We start from the raw sequence: 15,378 nt of genomic DNA, 5'->3' as shown, positions 1-15,378 counted from the left end.
AGTCTCGCAGTCCATCCAGTAAGGTTAGCCCTCATTTTTTCCCCAAAGGATGGTCATCGTTACCGTAGTCGCTCGGCAGCTGCAGCGTCCCCCTCAGGGGCGTCTGATCTCCCGGTAAGTGCCTGCCTTTTTGACGAGATACGTGTCATGAACGTACCAGGTTTACCTCCCAAGCAAGGGTTGTACGATCCCCAGCACGAGAAGGATTCGTGCGGCATCGGGTTCGTCGTCGATATCAAGGGACAGAAGTCCCATCAGATCGTGCAGCAAGGGCTTCAAGTCCTCGAAGCGTTGACCCATCGCGGCGCCCAGGGAGCGGATCCCCTGACCGGCGACGGTGCGGGCATCCTGCTTCAAGTGCCGCACGAGTTTCTGAAGCGTGCGACGAAGGACATCGGCCTGAAGCTGCCCGGCCCCGGTGAATACGGCGTCGGGATGGTCTTCTTGCCGCCGGATGCCGAAGCCCGCAAGCAGTGCGAAACCCTCTTTACCCGCGTGATCAAGGATGCGGGCGCGAAGCTCATTGGTTGGCGAGATGTGCCGGTCAAGAGTGACATGATCGGACCGGTCGCCCGGCGGACCGAACCCTTCATGCGCCAGGTCTTCATCGCTCGTGGCATCTTCACCGAAGAGGAATTCGAGCGGAAGCTCTATGTGATCAGGAAGTGCGTAGAGCGAGCGGTCCGCGAGTCCGCGATCGACGGACGGGAATACTTTTACATCCCGAGCCTATCCAGTGGAACGATCGTCTATAAAGGGCTGTTGCTTCCGCACCAAATTCCCCAATACTACCAGGACTTGACCGACAGCAGTCTGACGAGCGCCATGGCCCTCGTCCACTCGCGGTTCAGCACGAATACGTTCCCGACCTGGCCGTTGGCGCATCCGTATCGCTATATCTGCCACAACGGCGAGATCAACACGCTCAAGGGCAACGTCAATTGGATGCGCGCGCGCCAGGGGCGCTTGAACTCGGAACTGTTCGGCGAAGACATGCAGAAGCTCTTCCCGATCGTCTACGAAAACCAGAGCGATTCGGCTTGTTTGGATAACGCGTTAGAATTTCTCGTGCTCGGCGGCCGATCGCTGCCGCACGCGATGATGATGCTAATCCCCGAGCCCTGGGTGGCCAATCCCCAGATGGATCTGGATCGGCGCGGTTTCTATGAATACCACGCCGCAATGCAGGAGCCGTGGGATGGTCCCGCGGCAGTCTGCTTCACCGACGGCAAAATGATCGGTGCGACGCTGGACCGGAACGGTCTACGGCCTTGCCGATATCAGGTGACGACCGACGGGCTTGTCGTGCTGGCGTCCGAAGCGGGCGTATTGCCGATGGAACCGTCGCGCATTCGGCAAAAGGGCCGCTTGATGCCGGGGCGGATGTTCCTCGTGGATACCGAACAGGGCCGCATTATCGACGACGAAGAGGTGAAGGCGGATATCGTCCGCCGCAAGCCCTTCCGCTCGTGGGTCACCGAGTACCGTATCTCGCTCGACGAGTTGCCCGAGCCGATCAACGTTCCGCAACCGGACCATCCTACGATTCGTCAACGGCAGCAGGCCTTCGGCTACACGGTCGAAGAGCTCAAGATGGTGATTACGCCGATGGTGGTCGAGGGGCAGGAAGCCGTGTCTTCGATGGGCACCGACACGCCGCTTGCCGTGCTGTCGGATCGGCCGCAACTTCTGTTCAAGTACTTCAAGCAGCTGTTTGCGCAGGTGACCAACCCGCCGATCGACCCGATCCGGGAAGAGTTGGTGATGTCGCTGACCACGAGCATCGGCCCGAAGCCGAACCTCATGGACGAGCATCCGGAATCCTGCCGCCGCATTCGTGTGAAGCAGCCGATTCTGACGAATGCCGATCTCCAGAAGATCCGTGAGATCGCCGACCCGCACTTCAAGAGCAAAACGCTCCGCATGCTGTTCCGCGTCGCGGAAGGCCCGGAAGGGTTGGGAGCCGCGGTGGACGATCTGTGCAAGCAGGCGTCGCAGGCGATTCGGGAAGGCTACAAATTCCTGATCTTGAGCGATCGCGGCGTGAACGCCGAATGGGCTCCGATCCCGAGCCTGCTCGGCGTGGCCGCCGTGCATCACCATCTCGTGCGCGAATGTACCAGGACCGAAGTCGGTTTGACCGTCGAAACTGGCGAGCCGCGCGATGTGCACCACTTCGCTTGCCTCATCGGTTACGGCGCCGGCACGGTGAATCCGTATCTCGTATTCGAGTCTCTCGTTGACATGGAACGCGACGGGTATCTGCCGGAGGGCCTCGACGCCCAGACGGCCGAGGGTAAGTTCATCAAGGCCATCAATAAGGGACTGCTCAAGATTTTCTCCAAGATGGGCATCTCCACGGTCCAGTCCTATTGCGGCGCGCAGATCTTCGAGGCGATCGGGGTCAGCCACGAGTTGATCGACCGGTACTTCACCGGCACTCCCTCGCGCGTCGAAGGCATCGGTCTTCGGGAAATCGGCGAAGAGTCCTTGCGCCGCCACCGGGTGGCATATGAACCGGCCCCGATTCGGCAATTGGACTTCGGCGGCGAAATCCACTACCGCATCCAGGGGGAACACCACAATTGGAATCCCGATACCATCTATAAGTTGCAGCACGCGACCCGCAACAACGATGCCAAGACGTTTGCCGAGTTCGCACAGTTGGTGAACGACGAGAGTAAGCGGCGGTCGAACCTGCGCGGGTTGCTCGAGTTTAAGTTCCTGCCGGAACCGATTCCGTTGGAAGAGGTCGAACCGGCGAAAGATATCGTCAAGCGGTTCACGACCGGTGCGATGTCCTTCGGATCCATCAGTAGGGAAGCGCACGAAACTTTGGCGATCGCCATGAATCGCTTGGGGGCGAAGAGCAACACCGGCGAAGGCGGTGAGGATCCGGATCGATTCAATCCGCTACCGAACGGGGACTCCCGGAACAGCTATATCAAGCAGGTGGCCTCGGCCCGCTTCGGGGTCACGAGTCACTATCTCGTCAACGCCAAGGAATTGCAGATCAAGATGGCGCAGGGCGCCAAGCCGGGCGAAGGCGGGCAGCTGCCCGGCCACAAGGTCGATGAGAACATTGCGCGGCTGCGTTATTCAACGCCCGGCGTGCAGTTGATCTCGCCGCCTCCGCATCACGACATCTATTCGATCGAAGATTTGGCGCAGCTCATTTTCGACCTGAAGAACGCCAACCCGGATGCTGCGGTCTCGGTGAAGTTGGTGTCCGAGGTCGGGGTCGGTACCGTCGCGGCTGGTGTGGCGAAGGCCCATGCAGACAAGGTGTTGATCAGCGGCGACTCCGGCGGCACGGGCGCCAGCCCGCTGTCCTCAATCAAGTATGCCGGCATTCCCTGGGAACTGGGATTGGCGGAAACCCATCAGACCCTCGTGCTCAACGATCTGCGCGGCCGAATCCGCGTGGAAACGGATGGGCAGATGAAGACGGGCCGCGACGTGGCGATCGCCGCGTTGCTCGGTGCGGAAGAATATGGGTTCGCGACGGCTCCGCTGATCGTCGAGGGCTGTATCATGATGCGCAAGTGCCATCTGAACACCTGTCCGGTCGGCATTGCCACGCAGGACCCGGTGCTCCGCAAGAAGTTCACCGGGCAGCCGGATCACGTGGTCAATTTCTTCTTCTTCGTGGCGGAGGAACTTCGCCAGATCATGGCGAAGCTGGGCTTCCGCACCATCAATGAAATGGTCGGCCGGGTCGACAAGTTGAAGATCCAGAAGGCGGTTGACCATTGGAAGGCGAAGGGGCTCGATCTGGCCCCGCTGTTGAATCTCCCGGATGTGAGTGCGGACGTCGCGCGGTACTGTGTGCAGAAGCAGGACCATGGCATCGCCGATATCCTGGACCGAAAACTGATCGAACAATGTGCGCCGGCCATCGAGCGGGGCGAGAAGGTGAGTCTCGAACTCCCGGTCCGCAACCTCAATCGCACCGTCGGGACGATGCTCTCAAGCCGTATCGCCAAGAAATACGGATTGGAAGGGCTGCCGCCGGACACCATCACGATCAAGTTCAACGGCTCGGCAGGACAGTCTTTCGGGGCGTTCCTTTCCCGCGGTATCACCCTCGTGCTGGAAGGGGAGTCGAACGACTACATCGGCAAGGGCCTGTCGGGCGGCAAGATCATTGTGTTTCCGCCGAAGAATTCGATCTATACGCCGGAAGAAACCATCCTGATCGGCAACACGTCCCTTTACGGCGGCACTCAGGGTGAAGCCTATTTCTACGGCATGGCCGGCGAGCGTTTCGCGGTGCGGAACAGCGGTGTGCGGGCAGTCGTGGAAGGCACGGGCGATCACGGCTGCGAGTACATGACCGGAGGGGTTGTGGTGGTGTTGGGTCGGACGGGCCGGAACTTTGCGGCTGGTATGTCGGGCGGTGTGGCCTTTGTCTTGAATGAACTGGACAAGTTCCAGTCGCGCTGCAACCTGGGCATGGTAGAACTCGAGCAGGTGGAGGTAGAAGAAGATAAGAAGCTGCTGCACGAGATGATCACTTCCCATTTCCTGTACACCGGAAGTCGGAACGCAAAGCGCGTCCTGGACAGCTGGGAGGCGATGTTGCCGAAGTTCGTGAAAGTCATGCCGATCGATTACAAGCGTGTGCTGTCCGAGCGGAAGGCCGCGGTGGTGAAGGGAACAAAGTAGCCGCGCTGTGTGAAGCGTCCGGCGGCATACGAAATACGAACCACGAGATACGAATTAGAATGGGCGATCCAAAAGGTTTCTTAAAATATCCTCGCGAGGGACCGAAGCGTAAGCCGGTCGAGCTGCGTGTGCTCGACTGGAAAGAAATGTACGAGCCGATCCCCGAGGACAAGCTCCGGACGCAGGGCGCGCGCTGCATGGATTGCGGCGTGCCGTTTTGTCAAGGCAACACCGGCTGTCCGGTGGTGAACCTGATCCCCGAATGGAATGACCTTGTTTACCGCGGGCGCTGGAAGGATGCCCTCAAGGCGCTCCACACCACGAACAACTTCCCTGAGTTCACCGGCCGGCTCTGTCCCGCGCCCTGTGAAGGCGCCTGTGTGTTGGGCATCAACAACGACCCGGTGTCGATTCGGATCATCGAGTGGAATATCATTGATCGCGGCTTCAACGAGGGCTTGGTCGGCCCGGTGATTCCTGTGCGGAAGACGGGCAAGAGCGTGGCAGTCGTCGGTTCCGGTCCTGCCGGCCTTGCGGCGGCGCAGCAATTGGCTCGCGCCGGCCATAGCGTCACCCTTTTCGAGAAGGCCGACCGTATCGGGGGGCTGCTCCGCTACGGCATTCCTGACTTCAAGATGGAAAAGTGGGTGATCGACCGCCGGCTTGAGCAGATGAAAGCCGAAGGGGTCGAGTTCCGAACCGGGGTCACGATCGGGAAGGACATCACTGCCGAGCAACTTCGCCAGCAATTCGATGCCGTCGGTCTGACGATGGGTGCCGAGCAGGCGCGAGAACTGCCGGTGCCGGGGCGTGATTTAAAGGGTGTCCATCTGGCGATGGAATATTTGACGCAGCAAAATAAGCGCACGGCCGGTATCCCCGTGACCGAGGAGTCGATTACGGCCAAGGGCAAGCGAGTCGTCATTATCGGAGGCGGTGATACCGGGTCAGACTGTCTGGGGACCGCCCACCGGCAGGGCTGCGTGGAAGCGCACCAGTTTGAATTGCTGCCGGAACCTCCTCCCTCGCGCGCCGCCTCGACACCCTGGCCGCTCTGGCCGATGCAGTTGCGCACGTCCCACGCGCATGAGGAAGGTTGCGACCGCCAGTGGAGCGTCTCGACGACCAAGTTCACCGGTCACAACGGCCATGTCACGAAACTGCACGCGAACCGCGTGAAGTTCGAAAACGGCAAGTTCATCCCGATTCCGAACAGCGACTTCGAAATGGATGTGGACCTGGTGCTACTCGCAATGGGTTTCACGGGCCCGGTCAAGAACGGTTTGCTCGACAGCTTGGGCGTGAAGTACGATGCCCGCGGCGCGGTTGCGGTGGACGACAACTTCATGACCACCCTTGACGGGGTCTTTGCTGGCGGCGACACCAAGCGTGGCGCCTCGCTCATCGTGTGGGCGATCGCCGAAGGCCGCAAGATGGCCGCGGGGATCGATCGGTACCTCCAAGCGGGAAAATCCGCCAAGTCAGGCCGCTGAACAGGACTTCCAACTTCGTTCCCGCAAGTACTCGCCTCTCGACCAACCCGACACCGTATGCCTCAAGCTCTCGTTCGCTGAGGCCTTCGTGGAAGACCCTCTTGAAGAGTCTGTGGTCTCGATTGCAGGGATGCACCGACCGAATTTGCGGGTGGTAGAGGGCACGGAGGACGTGTACTGGATGCTATGGGTAATCGATCCCTCAACGAAGGTTACGCTCCGCTCTGATGCGCCACTTGTTTATCCTCTTCGGCGCTGTGTAAGTTGGGTCGCTGAATGACCGTCTCTTATCCTTCGCTTGGAGGTGTTCGACAATGACCGACCTACAATACCCTCGCAGTCCGAAGGCCCTACTGGGAGGCATTGCTCATCTCGGACGGTTCATCGATAAAATTCGGTTGCGCCATGTGGGAAAGATTCAGGATTACAACTACATCACGGTCGGCTTCGATAAGTATCTGATCGATTTTCTGCAAATCGATCCGGATCGGTTCGTCCAGCAGGTTCTGTCGGGAAGGAATGAGGCCGAACTGCTGGAATGGATTCGTCACCACGGCCGTCAGGTGACCGATGCCGAGATTGCCCAGTGGTCGCAGGGCCTTTTGTCGTCTGGCCCCAAGGACGACGCCGCACGGCAGCGCTTTCAGGGGCGGCTGCAGGCCATCGCCGACTCACGCGGAGTTCCATTGAGCGCCCTTCCCGCTGTGACCACCTGGGCGGATGTGATTGAACTCGACGAAGGGCGACTTTGAGGGAAAATCACTCCCTTGCCTGGGGCAAGTCCTAGGTTGTTCAGGCCCTACCAACTCCCTACAGTGAGAGTCATCGCTCTTCGCCTGCTTGGAGGGAGGTGGCTCCATGCTCAAGAAGAGTTCTACGCTTGCCCTTGTGGGCGTCCTCTCGCTCGCCGGGCCGCTTCTCGATCCGGCAGTCGCCAGGGCGGCCGATTCTCCTTCCGAAGCTGAGGAAGCCCCGCCTATCTTTTCCCGTCCGGTCGTCTATGTGGATCTTGTCGCCAATACCGGGAAGCCGCGAGGGCGAAGTTCCTTCGGTATCCTGCCGATTCTTCGTAACAAACTCAATGCCGCCGGGTACCGCGTGACGCAGGATGCATCAGCTCCTCGGGATGCGACGTTGAGGGTTCGCTATCGCGAGGAGCGTGGGCGGAAAATTTCGACCTCCCTCTATGGCACGCATATCTTCTGGACGGTCACCTTCGCCCGTGTGGGAGAAACAAATAGTAGTCAGGTGACGATCGAGGAACTTCCCGAGTATGGTGCGCTTATTTCCGCGCCCTATGTAGAAGTCATGGAGAGTCTCCAGATCAATCCCTATTTTTATTATCTTGCCTCCGTGTTGCAGGGTTGGATGGCTATGAATCAAGACCCGGCCGCCTCGCTCATCGATGCGTTGGATCGGGACCTCTATCCGATCGGCGTGCCGGAACCGACACCCCTCGACACCTTGCTTTCTCCTTCCGAGACCTTCGCCGATCTCCAGGAACATTATGCGCCGGTGGCAAGAACTCGAGCGATCGAGGAGGTCGGACGATTGAAGGATAGGCGCGGGCTGGATCTGCTTTTCCGTCTGACGACCCATGAGGACCGATTCGTGCGAGCGCAAGCACTTCGTACGCTGGAAGGGTTTGAGCGGTCGGTGGTTCGTTCGGCGGTGCTCCGTGCCGCCGGCTCGGATCCGGATCACACGGTTCGGGAAACTGCCAGAGCGCTGCTCGAACGGATCCCGGACTGAGCAAATTTGTCGTCCATCTCTCCCTTCGAGACCCTGCCTACAGTGCCGTATGGACCTAATTGGTTCAAATCGGCTCAGTTTTCCAATGGTTTCGGCTTTGAGTGGGGACTATTTCTGTAGGCCGAATGCTTAGATGGGAAAACCACAGCTTCCTACCGATGATTCCGCTGCCGTCCGATGTTGCAACTTGCCCTGTCATGAGACAGTAGCCATCGATAGCTAACCGGGGGCCAGAGGATTGGCCATGAAAATAGACAGGAGGACAGAGAATGGCGCGCTGTTTGCTGGCAATGGAAAACAGTGGAGCGGGGACGATGCTGCGCTCACAGTTGGAGCGGAGTGGGCACGTGGTGCGAAGCGTCCGGGACCGGGCGTCCTGTCTCGACGTGTTGCAGTCGAGCCTGGTGGATCTGTTGGTGGTAGATCTCGATCTGGCCGGAACATCCTCCCTCGAGGCATTGAAAGCCGTGACCAGGCCGCAATTGGCGGGAAGTGTCGTGGCGTTCACGGGCGCAGCTCGAGGCGAATGGGATGAATTGGTTGAGGCTGCCAGAGCGGCAGGAGCGATCTGTCTGATTCAGAAGTCCTGTGACGCAGGACATGTCCTAGCCGCGGTTCGCTCAGCGCTGAGTCGGGCTCCTGGACTGCGCTCGGCATCGGCTGCGCTTCAGGTTGCTGAGCGTACGATAAAGGACTCCGTTCTCGATTCATAGTCCCACGCAGTGTCCGGTGCTCCCTCCCTCCTGTCCGCCCAACCAACAGAATCTCCGCTGGTCTATGATGGCGTCGGTGCCTTGCCGGGGTGCTTCGATGGCACCCGCCTCGCGCGCACGAGCCTTTCCCTGCAAGTTAGGCACGATGCCTCGCTCCAGACCCTCTTTTTCTTCCGCCTCACTTCAAGTACCCTGGCCTATCGGTTGGCAAGGGGCCCAGTCGGGTCTTTATCAGTGTTCAGGGAGAGTTTCCCTGATTCGCTCTGCGGAAAGAGAGACATGTCGTTGCGTGTAGCTTGGGCTCTCCGGCTCTGGTCGATCATCGGGGCAGTGATCCTCGTCGCGGGCGGATTGCCGGCCTGTGCGCCTGGCGTGCGGGGATCAGGGATGCTTACCGGGACTCCGGCATCCCAGCATCTTGGCGTGGTGGCGACGATTCAGCAGGGACGTCGCGTGCTGTGGGTCGGCGCTCATCCGGATGACGAAGTGTCCTCCATCGGATTGTTGGCGCGAGCCAAGCAGATGGGTGCCTCTCTCTATCTGGTGAGTCTGACGAGCGGGGAAAACAGCTTCGACCTCTGGGATGGGTTGCGTCGCGGATCGGAAATTGGTCGCTCACGGGCGACGCTATTCGCCCAGGCGGCCTCCGTTCTCCACGCCGACGGTTTCGAGGTCGGGCCATTTACGAACGGACCCTGGTTGCGGGAGGAATTGGATGCATCGCCGGCTGATGCCCCGCACCGCGATTGGCCTCCCGGTACGACCTCCGATCAGGTTATCAGCAAATGGCAGCGAGAAGGGGATCCCGTAGCCTTCCTTGCCGGCATTCTCCGGCGCGTTCGCCCGGGGGTGGTGGTGGCACTTGATCCTCATTGCGGAGTGACAGGGCATAAGGAGCATGTGGCTGTCGCGAGGCTGGTCGCCCAGGCGATCAGCCTGGCATCGAATCCGGCGGACGGATGGAAGGTTGATTCAGTGATCTACAGTGCCAGGGTCACTCCTGAGCTGGTGGCTTGCGGGTTTTGCTCCTGCGAGGGTGAAGCCCCCTCGGAGCCGGTTCACGAAGTCGGTATGGTGGAGGTGATGCCGGAGTATGGCCTGACGGAGGTCGGCATTGCCTGTCTGGTCGCACGCACCTATGAGCAAACCATGTTGGGACGCCGCTGGTCGGAGGAGGAACTTCGTGCCCCCTGCAGAGAAGAGTCGATGAAACTTGCTGTATCGGGTCGGCCCGTTCCCGTTCCACCGGAAATCTATCGGGTTCGACCGTTGCCCTGAGCGGATAGGCCGGACTATGTCAGGTGGCTCTTTGCCACCAGAGGTTGTTCGTCGAGACTGGGTGGAAAGAGCTCGCTCAGGCGAGCTGCGGCGAGGGGATTCATGGTGAGCAAATCCAGTCCGAATTCTCGTCCATCAGACCAGCGAACCAACGTGCGATCGATCTCCAATGGCTCTTGCGCGTCGGGGAGGCGAAGGGTCAGCCGCAGCACCATGCCCGGTGTGATCGGATGGCTGCTTCTGATCCTCCATCCGCTCCTGGAAATGTCGAGGACGCGGCCCTGCCCTCGCTTCTGACGCTCATCCACAAAGTCGACATCACAGTGAAAGCGATGCCGCGGAGCGCGATTCCAGGCATAATGACGTTCGCTCGAGCCGGTCGCTCGCGGAGCGAGGAGCCCGAGTTCCCGGTCCTCACGATCAAGAGGTCGAGTAAACCAATAGGCGAAGACAGACACTGTGCTCAAGAGAATCACCAGTTCCGCGAGTGTTTGCATTGTATGTGGTTCCTTGGATCGCTGAGTGTGAGACATGCGCCCTGACAAAGGAAAAGATACCCGCGGAAGCAGTCTCCCGGTAGACACGAATGGGGGCCCTCAAAGGAAGGGCCTGAGGTTCCGGCCCAGTCAGGGCCAGAATCGCCTTTCAGAACGATGGGTTGTGGGTGGGGCCTGTCTCGTGCTGTTGTTCACCTTGCCGCTGATCGGGGTGGCGCTGTCGGGCCAGCCCATCCAACCTTACCTGAGGGTCCCCCCCACAACCCATCCGGTGGTCCACGAACCATTCTCCTGGCCGGTGTTTGGTGGGCTTGCACTGCTCATCATGGTCACGGTCGGTCCCGTCCTCCACCGCCTCTTCGCGTCTTCCCGTGCTGTCAGCCCATCATGGCCTGAACCTGCCGCATTTCCCGAGTATCGGAGGTTCCCCTGGTGGGGGTGGCTTGGCCTAACGGTCACGGCCATATCCTGGTTCCTGGCCTGGACAAGACTCGATTGGATGGGGGCTCTGCAATCCTTCACTTTCACTCCCCTGTGGATCGGGTACATCCTGACTGTGAACGCGCTCACGTTCCGTCGAGTAGGCCGATGCATGTTGCTGCATCGGCCGCGATATGTAGCATCCTTGTTTCCTCTGAGTGCGGCGTTCTGGTGGACATTCGAGTACCTGAACCGCTTCGTGCAGAATTGGCATTACCTAGGAAGCGGCGATTTAAGTGCGTCGGCCTATGTGCTGCAGGCGACCGTGCCCTTTTCCACCGTGCTTCCTGCAGTCATCGGAACGGCGGAATGCCTGAGCGCCTATCCCAACCTGTCGGCAGGGTTACAACACTGGGTGAAATTCAGTTGGTGCAGAGGTCAGAGGTGGGGCTGGCTGCTGCTGATCTGTTCGGTCTTTGCGTTGGTCGCCTTGGGGCGATGGCCAAGTTACCTGTTTCCACTCGTGTGGGTCGCACCGCTTTCGCTTATCACCGCGATCCAACTCATTCGAGGGGTGGAGACGATCTTTGCCTCTGCCGCCGAAGGCGACTGGCGGGTGCTTTGGGTCGTGGCATTGTCAGCATTGATCTGCGGCTGGTTCTGGGAACTCTGGAATGTCGGGAGCTTGGCCCATTGGGAATACTCGATTCCCTTTGTGGATCGCGTTCACCTGTTCGAGATGCCGATCCTGGGGTATGCCGGCTACCTCCCATTTGGTCTCGAGTGCCTGGCAGTGGCGGATCTGTTTCTGCTTCGAAGATTCTCAGGCGGCGTGGACTATTACCGCGCGACGGTGGGAGCAACGGATTTGGCACAACGGAACCCGATGGTCGCGGAGCGTTGACTGGGGGAGGCGCCGCCGCGGGTCGGAGTCCGCAACATCATCGGATTGCTTTTCCATGAGCCGCCTCGGACACTCTTGTACCGCCCAGTCACCGGGCCCGGCGGATTCTTTTCCGGCATGTAGGCGTAGTAATCCGGGTTGAACCAGTCGTTGACCCACTCGGCGACGTTCCCGGCCATGTGGTGCAGCCCGAAAGAGCTCTTACCTGCCTCGCCCTGATCCACCGGCGCAAGAATTGGAATCTCGTGCACATGGTGCTGGCCGAACATGGCGAGTTTCGGGTCCGGGTCAGCGTCACCCCAGGGAAACAAGTTTCCATTGGGGCCGCGCGCGGCCTTTTCCCATTCGGCTTCCGTCGGCAGCCGCTTGCCTTTTGCTCGGCAGACTGCGTCGGCCTCCTTCCACGTGACGTAGAGTGCGGGCCACCGTGCGAGTGTCTCGTCGGCAATGGAATGCACCGTGATGACGTGCCAGATTAATTTTTGGAGTTCTTCAGACGGGTGCAGTTTGCGCACGTGGAGGTACGCGAGGTATTCGCCCAGGCTTACTTCGTCGCGATCGACGTCGAACGAATCCATCCACACTGTATGCTGGGGGAGTTCGGTGTCGTCGTATTGGGTTCGCAGACCGTACGGATCGTCGTCGACGCGGATTGTGCCGAGGAGAAAGGGGCCTTCCGGGATCGTAATGATTGGCGAGGGGGCCGCCAGTTTGCCGATGGAGAGCAGATGCTTGCCCAGTTCGGGAGAAGGCGCGGGCCCCGCGGAGGCGTCAGGCGGGCAAGCAAATAATCCCAGGAAGGTGCCGACTGCGATACAGGCCCAGGACAGGGCTGCCAACGCTGCGCGATTCACAGTTTGCCGGGGGATGAGACGGCCTTGCCGATTTCCGCGATGAGGCGCCGCTCGATCTCAGCTGTCTCTTCCGCGCTGACCCCAAGCACCCGCCCGCCCTGCATGAGCTTTTCGAAATCCGCCTTCACGCTCAATCGAGTCACGTTGGACGGAAGCGCTTGCAGCGACACGACATACTGGTTGCGGAAGCCCGACATCTCGAGCGAGGCCGGGGTGGAGACCTTGCGCTCGGTGACGAACACCGCCCGCTGTTCTGTTTTGAGACCGACCTTCACCTGGTAGCCGTTTCGGGCAAGCGCTTCTTCAGCGGCTTTGCTCACCACGGCGAGTGCACGTGGAAGATCCTCGGCTTGGGCGCCTTTCTCTTCCACTTTCAGGCTCTCGGTGGCCTGTGCCGCCTTGGCGGCGGTGCGCTGCACTTCTGCGGAGAGTTTTTTGGTCTCCGCGAGCTGTGATTCGAGCTTCGTGCCGAGGGTTTTGGATTCCGTTTGAAAAGCTTTCGCGTCCGCCAGTGCCTTCTCCGCTTGCTTTTTGGCGTCACGCAGTTCTTGATTCAGCAGATCGATCTGCTGCTGCATGACTTTGTTGCCGTCCTGGAGGGAGGAGAGGACGGATTCTTGTTTGTTCAATTGTTTGCGGAGCTGATCGTTTTCCTGCCGAAAGGGACTTTCGTCGGGCTGGCAGCCGACAAACAGCGACGCAAGCGCGAAACCGAGGAAGGGGACCGAAGATCGCTGGGGGGACTTGATCATAGTGTGGTTGAAACAGCAGACCAATACCATTTGTCGGGGGGGCTTGTCCATCCTCCTGGGCCTCCCTTTGTTTGACCGGCAGCCGAAGTGACGGCTATGCTTCTTCTATGAATGAATGGGTGCGGCGATGGATGGTTGTGCTGGGGCTCTGCCTCCTGCCGACGGCCTCGCTTGCGGGCGCTGCGGGAGAACCGGAAGCGGTGCCCGCGGAAGACTATCCGCTCATGGACGAGGTCGTGTCCTCCAAGTTTCTGAGCTCCCAGACCCGCGTGGTCGTGATGGAGCGGTCGACCACCACACGTTTGAATCCGGAGGACGAGCGGCTGCCCAGCCTGGCGCTGTTCGAAGAGGGTGGATTCTTCGAGTTCCGTCTCCCTCCCGATCTGGTCCGCAATTTCATTTTCAATAACCAACGGCCGTACAAACTGGAATCCCGGTTCGCGTTTGGCGTGCGGTATCGGTTTGTGTCCGGTGATGGCAGCGAAGAATTGGAAACCAGGCGGTTGGGACCCGACACCGGTCTGTACCCGGTGCAGAACGTCGAGCCTTCCGACAGTGTCGATCGCCTCATTTTCTCCCGGGTCGGGCGGACGGTGAAGGGCGACCAAGCCTTGGTCTATGTGGCCAATCTCAGGCCGGACAGCACCGGTGCCGGTTTCTTGTTCTGGCTGCGGTGGGGCAACGGCAAATGGTGGGTGTTTGACAGCGATGTGGTGTGGGTCGCGCGGCCGAACCGCGGAACGCTCGAATCGCCGTAGGTTGCGGCGATCGACTGCCACAGCTAGCATAGAGCGAGAAGGAGCGGATGACGATGATTCGGAAGACGTTCTCAGTGCCTCCCCTCGGGTGTAATTGTTCGATCATCGGTGATCCGGTGACGAAGCAGGCGATCGTAGTGGATCCGGGCGGTGCGCCGGAGCGGATTCTGCGCGAGGTGAGGGAATTGGGGTTGACGGTCGTGAGCATCCTGCACACCCACGCGCACTTCGACCATTTTCTCGCCTCCGGGGCCATGAAGGCGGCCACGGGAGCCGCGCTGTGTTTGCATCCCGATGATCGACCGCTCTGGGACATTCTGGAGACTCAATGCCGAATGTTCGGTGTGGCCTATGTGCCGGCGCCGCCGCCGGACTATTGGCTTTCCGATGAGGAGCGGGTGAAGGTGGGGGCGATGGAAGCGGTGGCGCTTCATACCCCTGGCCATACTCCAGGCTCCATGTGTTTCCATTTCCCGGGAGCTCACGTCTTGCTGGCGGGTGACACCCTGTTTCGCGGTGGGATCGGACGGACCGATCTATGGGGCGGAGATTTTGAGGCGATTGAGCGATCCATCCGTGAGCGATTGTATACCCTCGGTGAGGACACGACCGTGGTGACCGGGCACGGACCGGAGACGGAGATAGGGCTGGAGCGGGAGAACAACCCATTCGTGCGGGTCTGACGGGGCGGCGGGTGCGCCGCGCAATCAGCCGTTGACCTGCGACAGGAGGCGGCAATGAACCTGACGACTGCTCGGCTGGCGCCGGTTCTGTTCCTCGTGTGGTTGATCATGCTGTCGGGGGCTGAGCCCTTCGCGCGCGCCAGCGATGGAGACGGGCCGACGCAAGTCACGATCAATGATATCCAGGTTCGCCTCTCCGACCGCGGCCCGGTCGTGCTGCTCGCTGCAGAAGGAAAAGTGATCCCGATTTTCGTCGACCACACGGTCGCCGGGTCGATCCATGCGGCCCTCACCGGCCAGACCTTGCCCCGCCCGCTGTCGCACGATCTCATGCACACGATTCTCGAGAGCTTCGGCGGCAAGGTGGTAAAGACCGTCATCACCCTGAAGGGCGGGACCTACTATGGAACGTTGACCGTCGCGCTCCAAGGGAGTGAGAAGGTGTTCGACAGCCGCTCATCTGATTCGATCGCGCTCGCGATTCATTTCAAGGCCCCGATTCTTGTCAGCCGGGACCTGCTCAATGCCGCAGGCAAGGGGGTCGAGGAGCCGCCGCCCCAACCCTTATAGTGTGGGCCTCGCATGTCGCAGGCGGAGCCTTGAACC

13 protein-coding genes are annotated in these 15,378 nt (G+C 60.2%); 10 read left to right on the top strand and 3 right to left on the bottom strand.

Features of this window, described 5'->3' with window-relative positions; genetic code table 11:
* The first annotated feature begins 147 nt into the window (after positions 1–147).
* The 6 genes from gltB to KF814_04605 all read left to right on the top strand — a co-directional run bounded on the left by gltB (position 148) and on the right by KF814_04605 (position 9,904).
* Positions 148–4,668 (top strand): glutamate synthase large subunit, encoded by a 4,521-nt coding sequence (gltB, locus tag KF814_04630; protein ID MBX3235415.1) that lies wholly within the window; start codon positions 148–150, stop codon positions 4,666–4,668.
* A gap of 59 nt (positions 4,669–4,727) precedes the next feature.
* Positions 4,728–6,161, top strand: coding sequence for a glutamate synthase subunit beta (locus KF814_04625; GenBank protein MBX3235414.1), 1,434 nt, complete (start codon positions 4,728–4,730; stop codon positions 6,159–6,161).
* Positions 6,162–6,475: 314 nt separating this feature from the next.
* Positions 6,476–6,913, top strand: a complete 438-nt coding sequence (locus KF814_04620) for a DUF5069 domain-containing protein (protein MBX3235413.1) — start codon at positions 6,476–6,478, stop codon at positions 6,911–6,913.
* 106 nt (positions 6,914–7,019) lie between these two features.
* On the top strand, positions 7,020–7,913 hold the full coding sequence (locus KF814_04615) for a HEAT repeat domain-containing protein (protein ID MBX3235412.1): 894 nt from the start codon (positions 7,020–7,022) through the stop codon (positions 7,911–7,913).
* A gap of 269 nt (positions 7,914–8,182) precedes the next feature.
* Entirely contained in the window at positions 8,183–8,626 is a 444-nt protein-coding gene (locus tag KF814_04610; protein ID MBX3235411.1) for a response regulator, read from the top strand.
* 279 nt (positions 8,627–8,905) lie between these two features.
* Positions 8,906–9,904: a PIG-L family deacetylase gene (locus KF814_04605; protein MBX3235410.1), complete on the top strand. Its 999-nt coding sequence runs from the start codon at positions 8,906–8,908 to the stop codon at positions 9,902–9,904.
* Positions 9,905–9,918: 14 nt separating this feature from the next.
* On the opposite strand, the gene KF814_04600 is transcribed toward KF814_04605, so the two are convergent.
* Positions 9,919–10,401: a PilZ domain-containing protein gene (locus KF814_04600; GenBank protein ID MBX3235409.1), complete on the bottom strand. Its 483-nt coding sequence runs from the start codon at positions 10,399–10,401 to the stop codon at positions 9,919–9,921.
* A gap of 163 nt (positions 10,402–10,564) precedes the next feature.
* Between KF814_04600 and KF814_04595 the strand changes: the two genes are divergently transcribed.
* Positions 10,565–11,725, top strand: coding sequence for a hypothetical protein (locus KF814_04595; GenBank protein MBX3235408.1), 1,161 nt, complete (start codon positions 10,565–10,567; stop codon positions 11,723–11,725).
* Here the strand turns inward: KF814_04595 and KF814_04590 are convergent.
* A complete protein-coding gene (locus KF814_04590; GenBank protein MBX3235407.1) occupies positions 11,662–12,579 on the bottom strand; it encodes an SUMF1/EgtB/PvdO family nonheme iron enzyme in 918 nt (305 codons plus the stop codon). The two genes, KF814_04595 and KF814_04590, sit on opposite strands and share 64 nt — an antisense overlap.
* Positions 12,576–13,382, bottom strand: a complete 807-nt coding sequence (locus KF814_04585; protein ID MBX3235406.1) for a hypothetical protein — start codon at positions 13,380–13,382, stop codon at positions 12,576–12,578. Before KF814_04585 ends, KF814_04590 begins: the two co-directional genes overlap by 4 nt.
* Before the next feature lie 56 nt (positions 13,383–13,438).
* Between KF814_04585 and KF814_04580 the strand changes: the two genes are divergently transcribed.
* Genes KF814_04580 through KF814_04570 form a run of 3 tightly spaced genes read left to right on the top strand, consistent with a single transcriptional unit; the run spans position 13,439 to position 15,342 of the window.
* On the top strand, positions 13,439–14,089 hold the full coding sequence (locus KF814_04580) for a hypothetical protein (protein MBX3235405.1): 651 nt from the start codon (positions 13,439–13,441) through the stop codon (positions 14,087–14,089).
* Positions 14,090–14,142: 53 nt separating this feature from the next.
* Complete coding sequence (locus KF814_04575) at positions 14,143–14,772, top strand: MBL fold metallo-hydrolase (protein MBX3235404.1); 630 nt, start codon at positions 14,143–14,145, stop codon at positions 14,770–14,772.
* A gap of 54 nt (positions 14,773–14,826) precedes the next feature.
* The gene (locus tag KF814_04570) at positions 14,827–15,342 is read left to right on the top strand and encodes a bifunctional nuclease family protein (protein ID MBX3235403.1); all 516 of its coding nucleotides are present in this window, start codon (positions 14,827–14,829) and stop codon (positions 15,340–15,342) included.
* Positions 15,343–15,378 lie beyond the last annotated feature (36 nt).

Source organism: Nitrospiraceae bacterium (assembly GCA_019637075.1).
Lineage (GTDB): Bacteria > Nitrospirota > Nitrospiria > Nitrospirales > Nitrospiraceae > JAHBWI01.
Note: the sequence above shows the minus strand (reverse complement) of the source record. Positions and strands in the feature narration are given on the sequence as shown.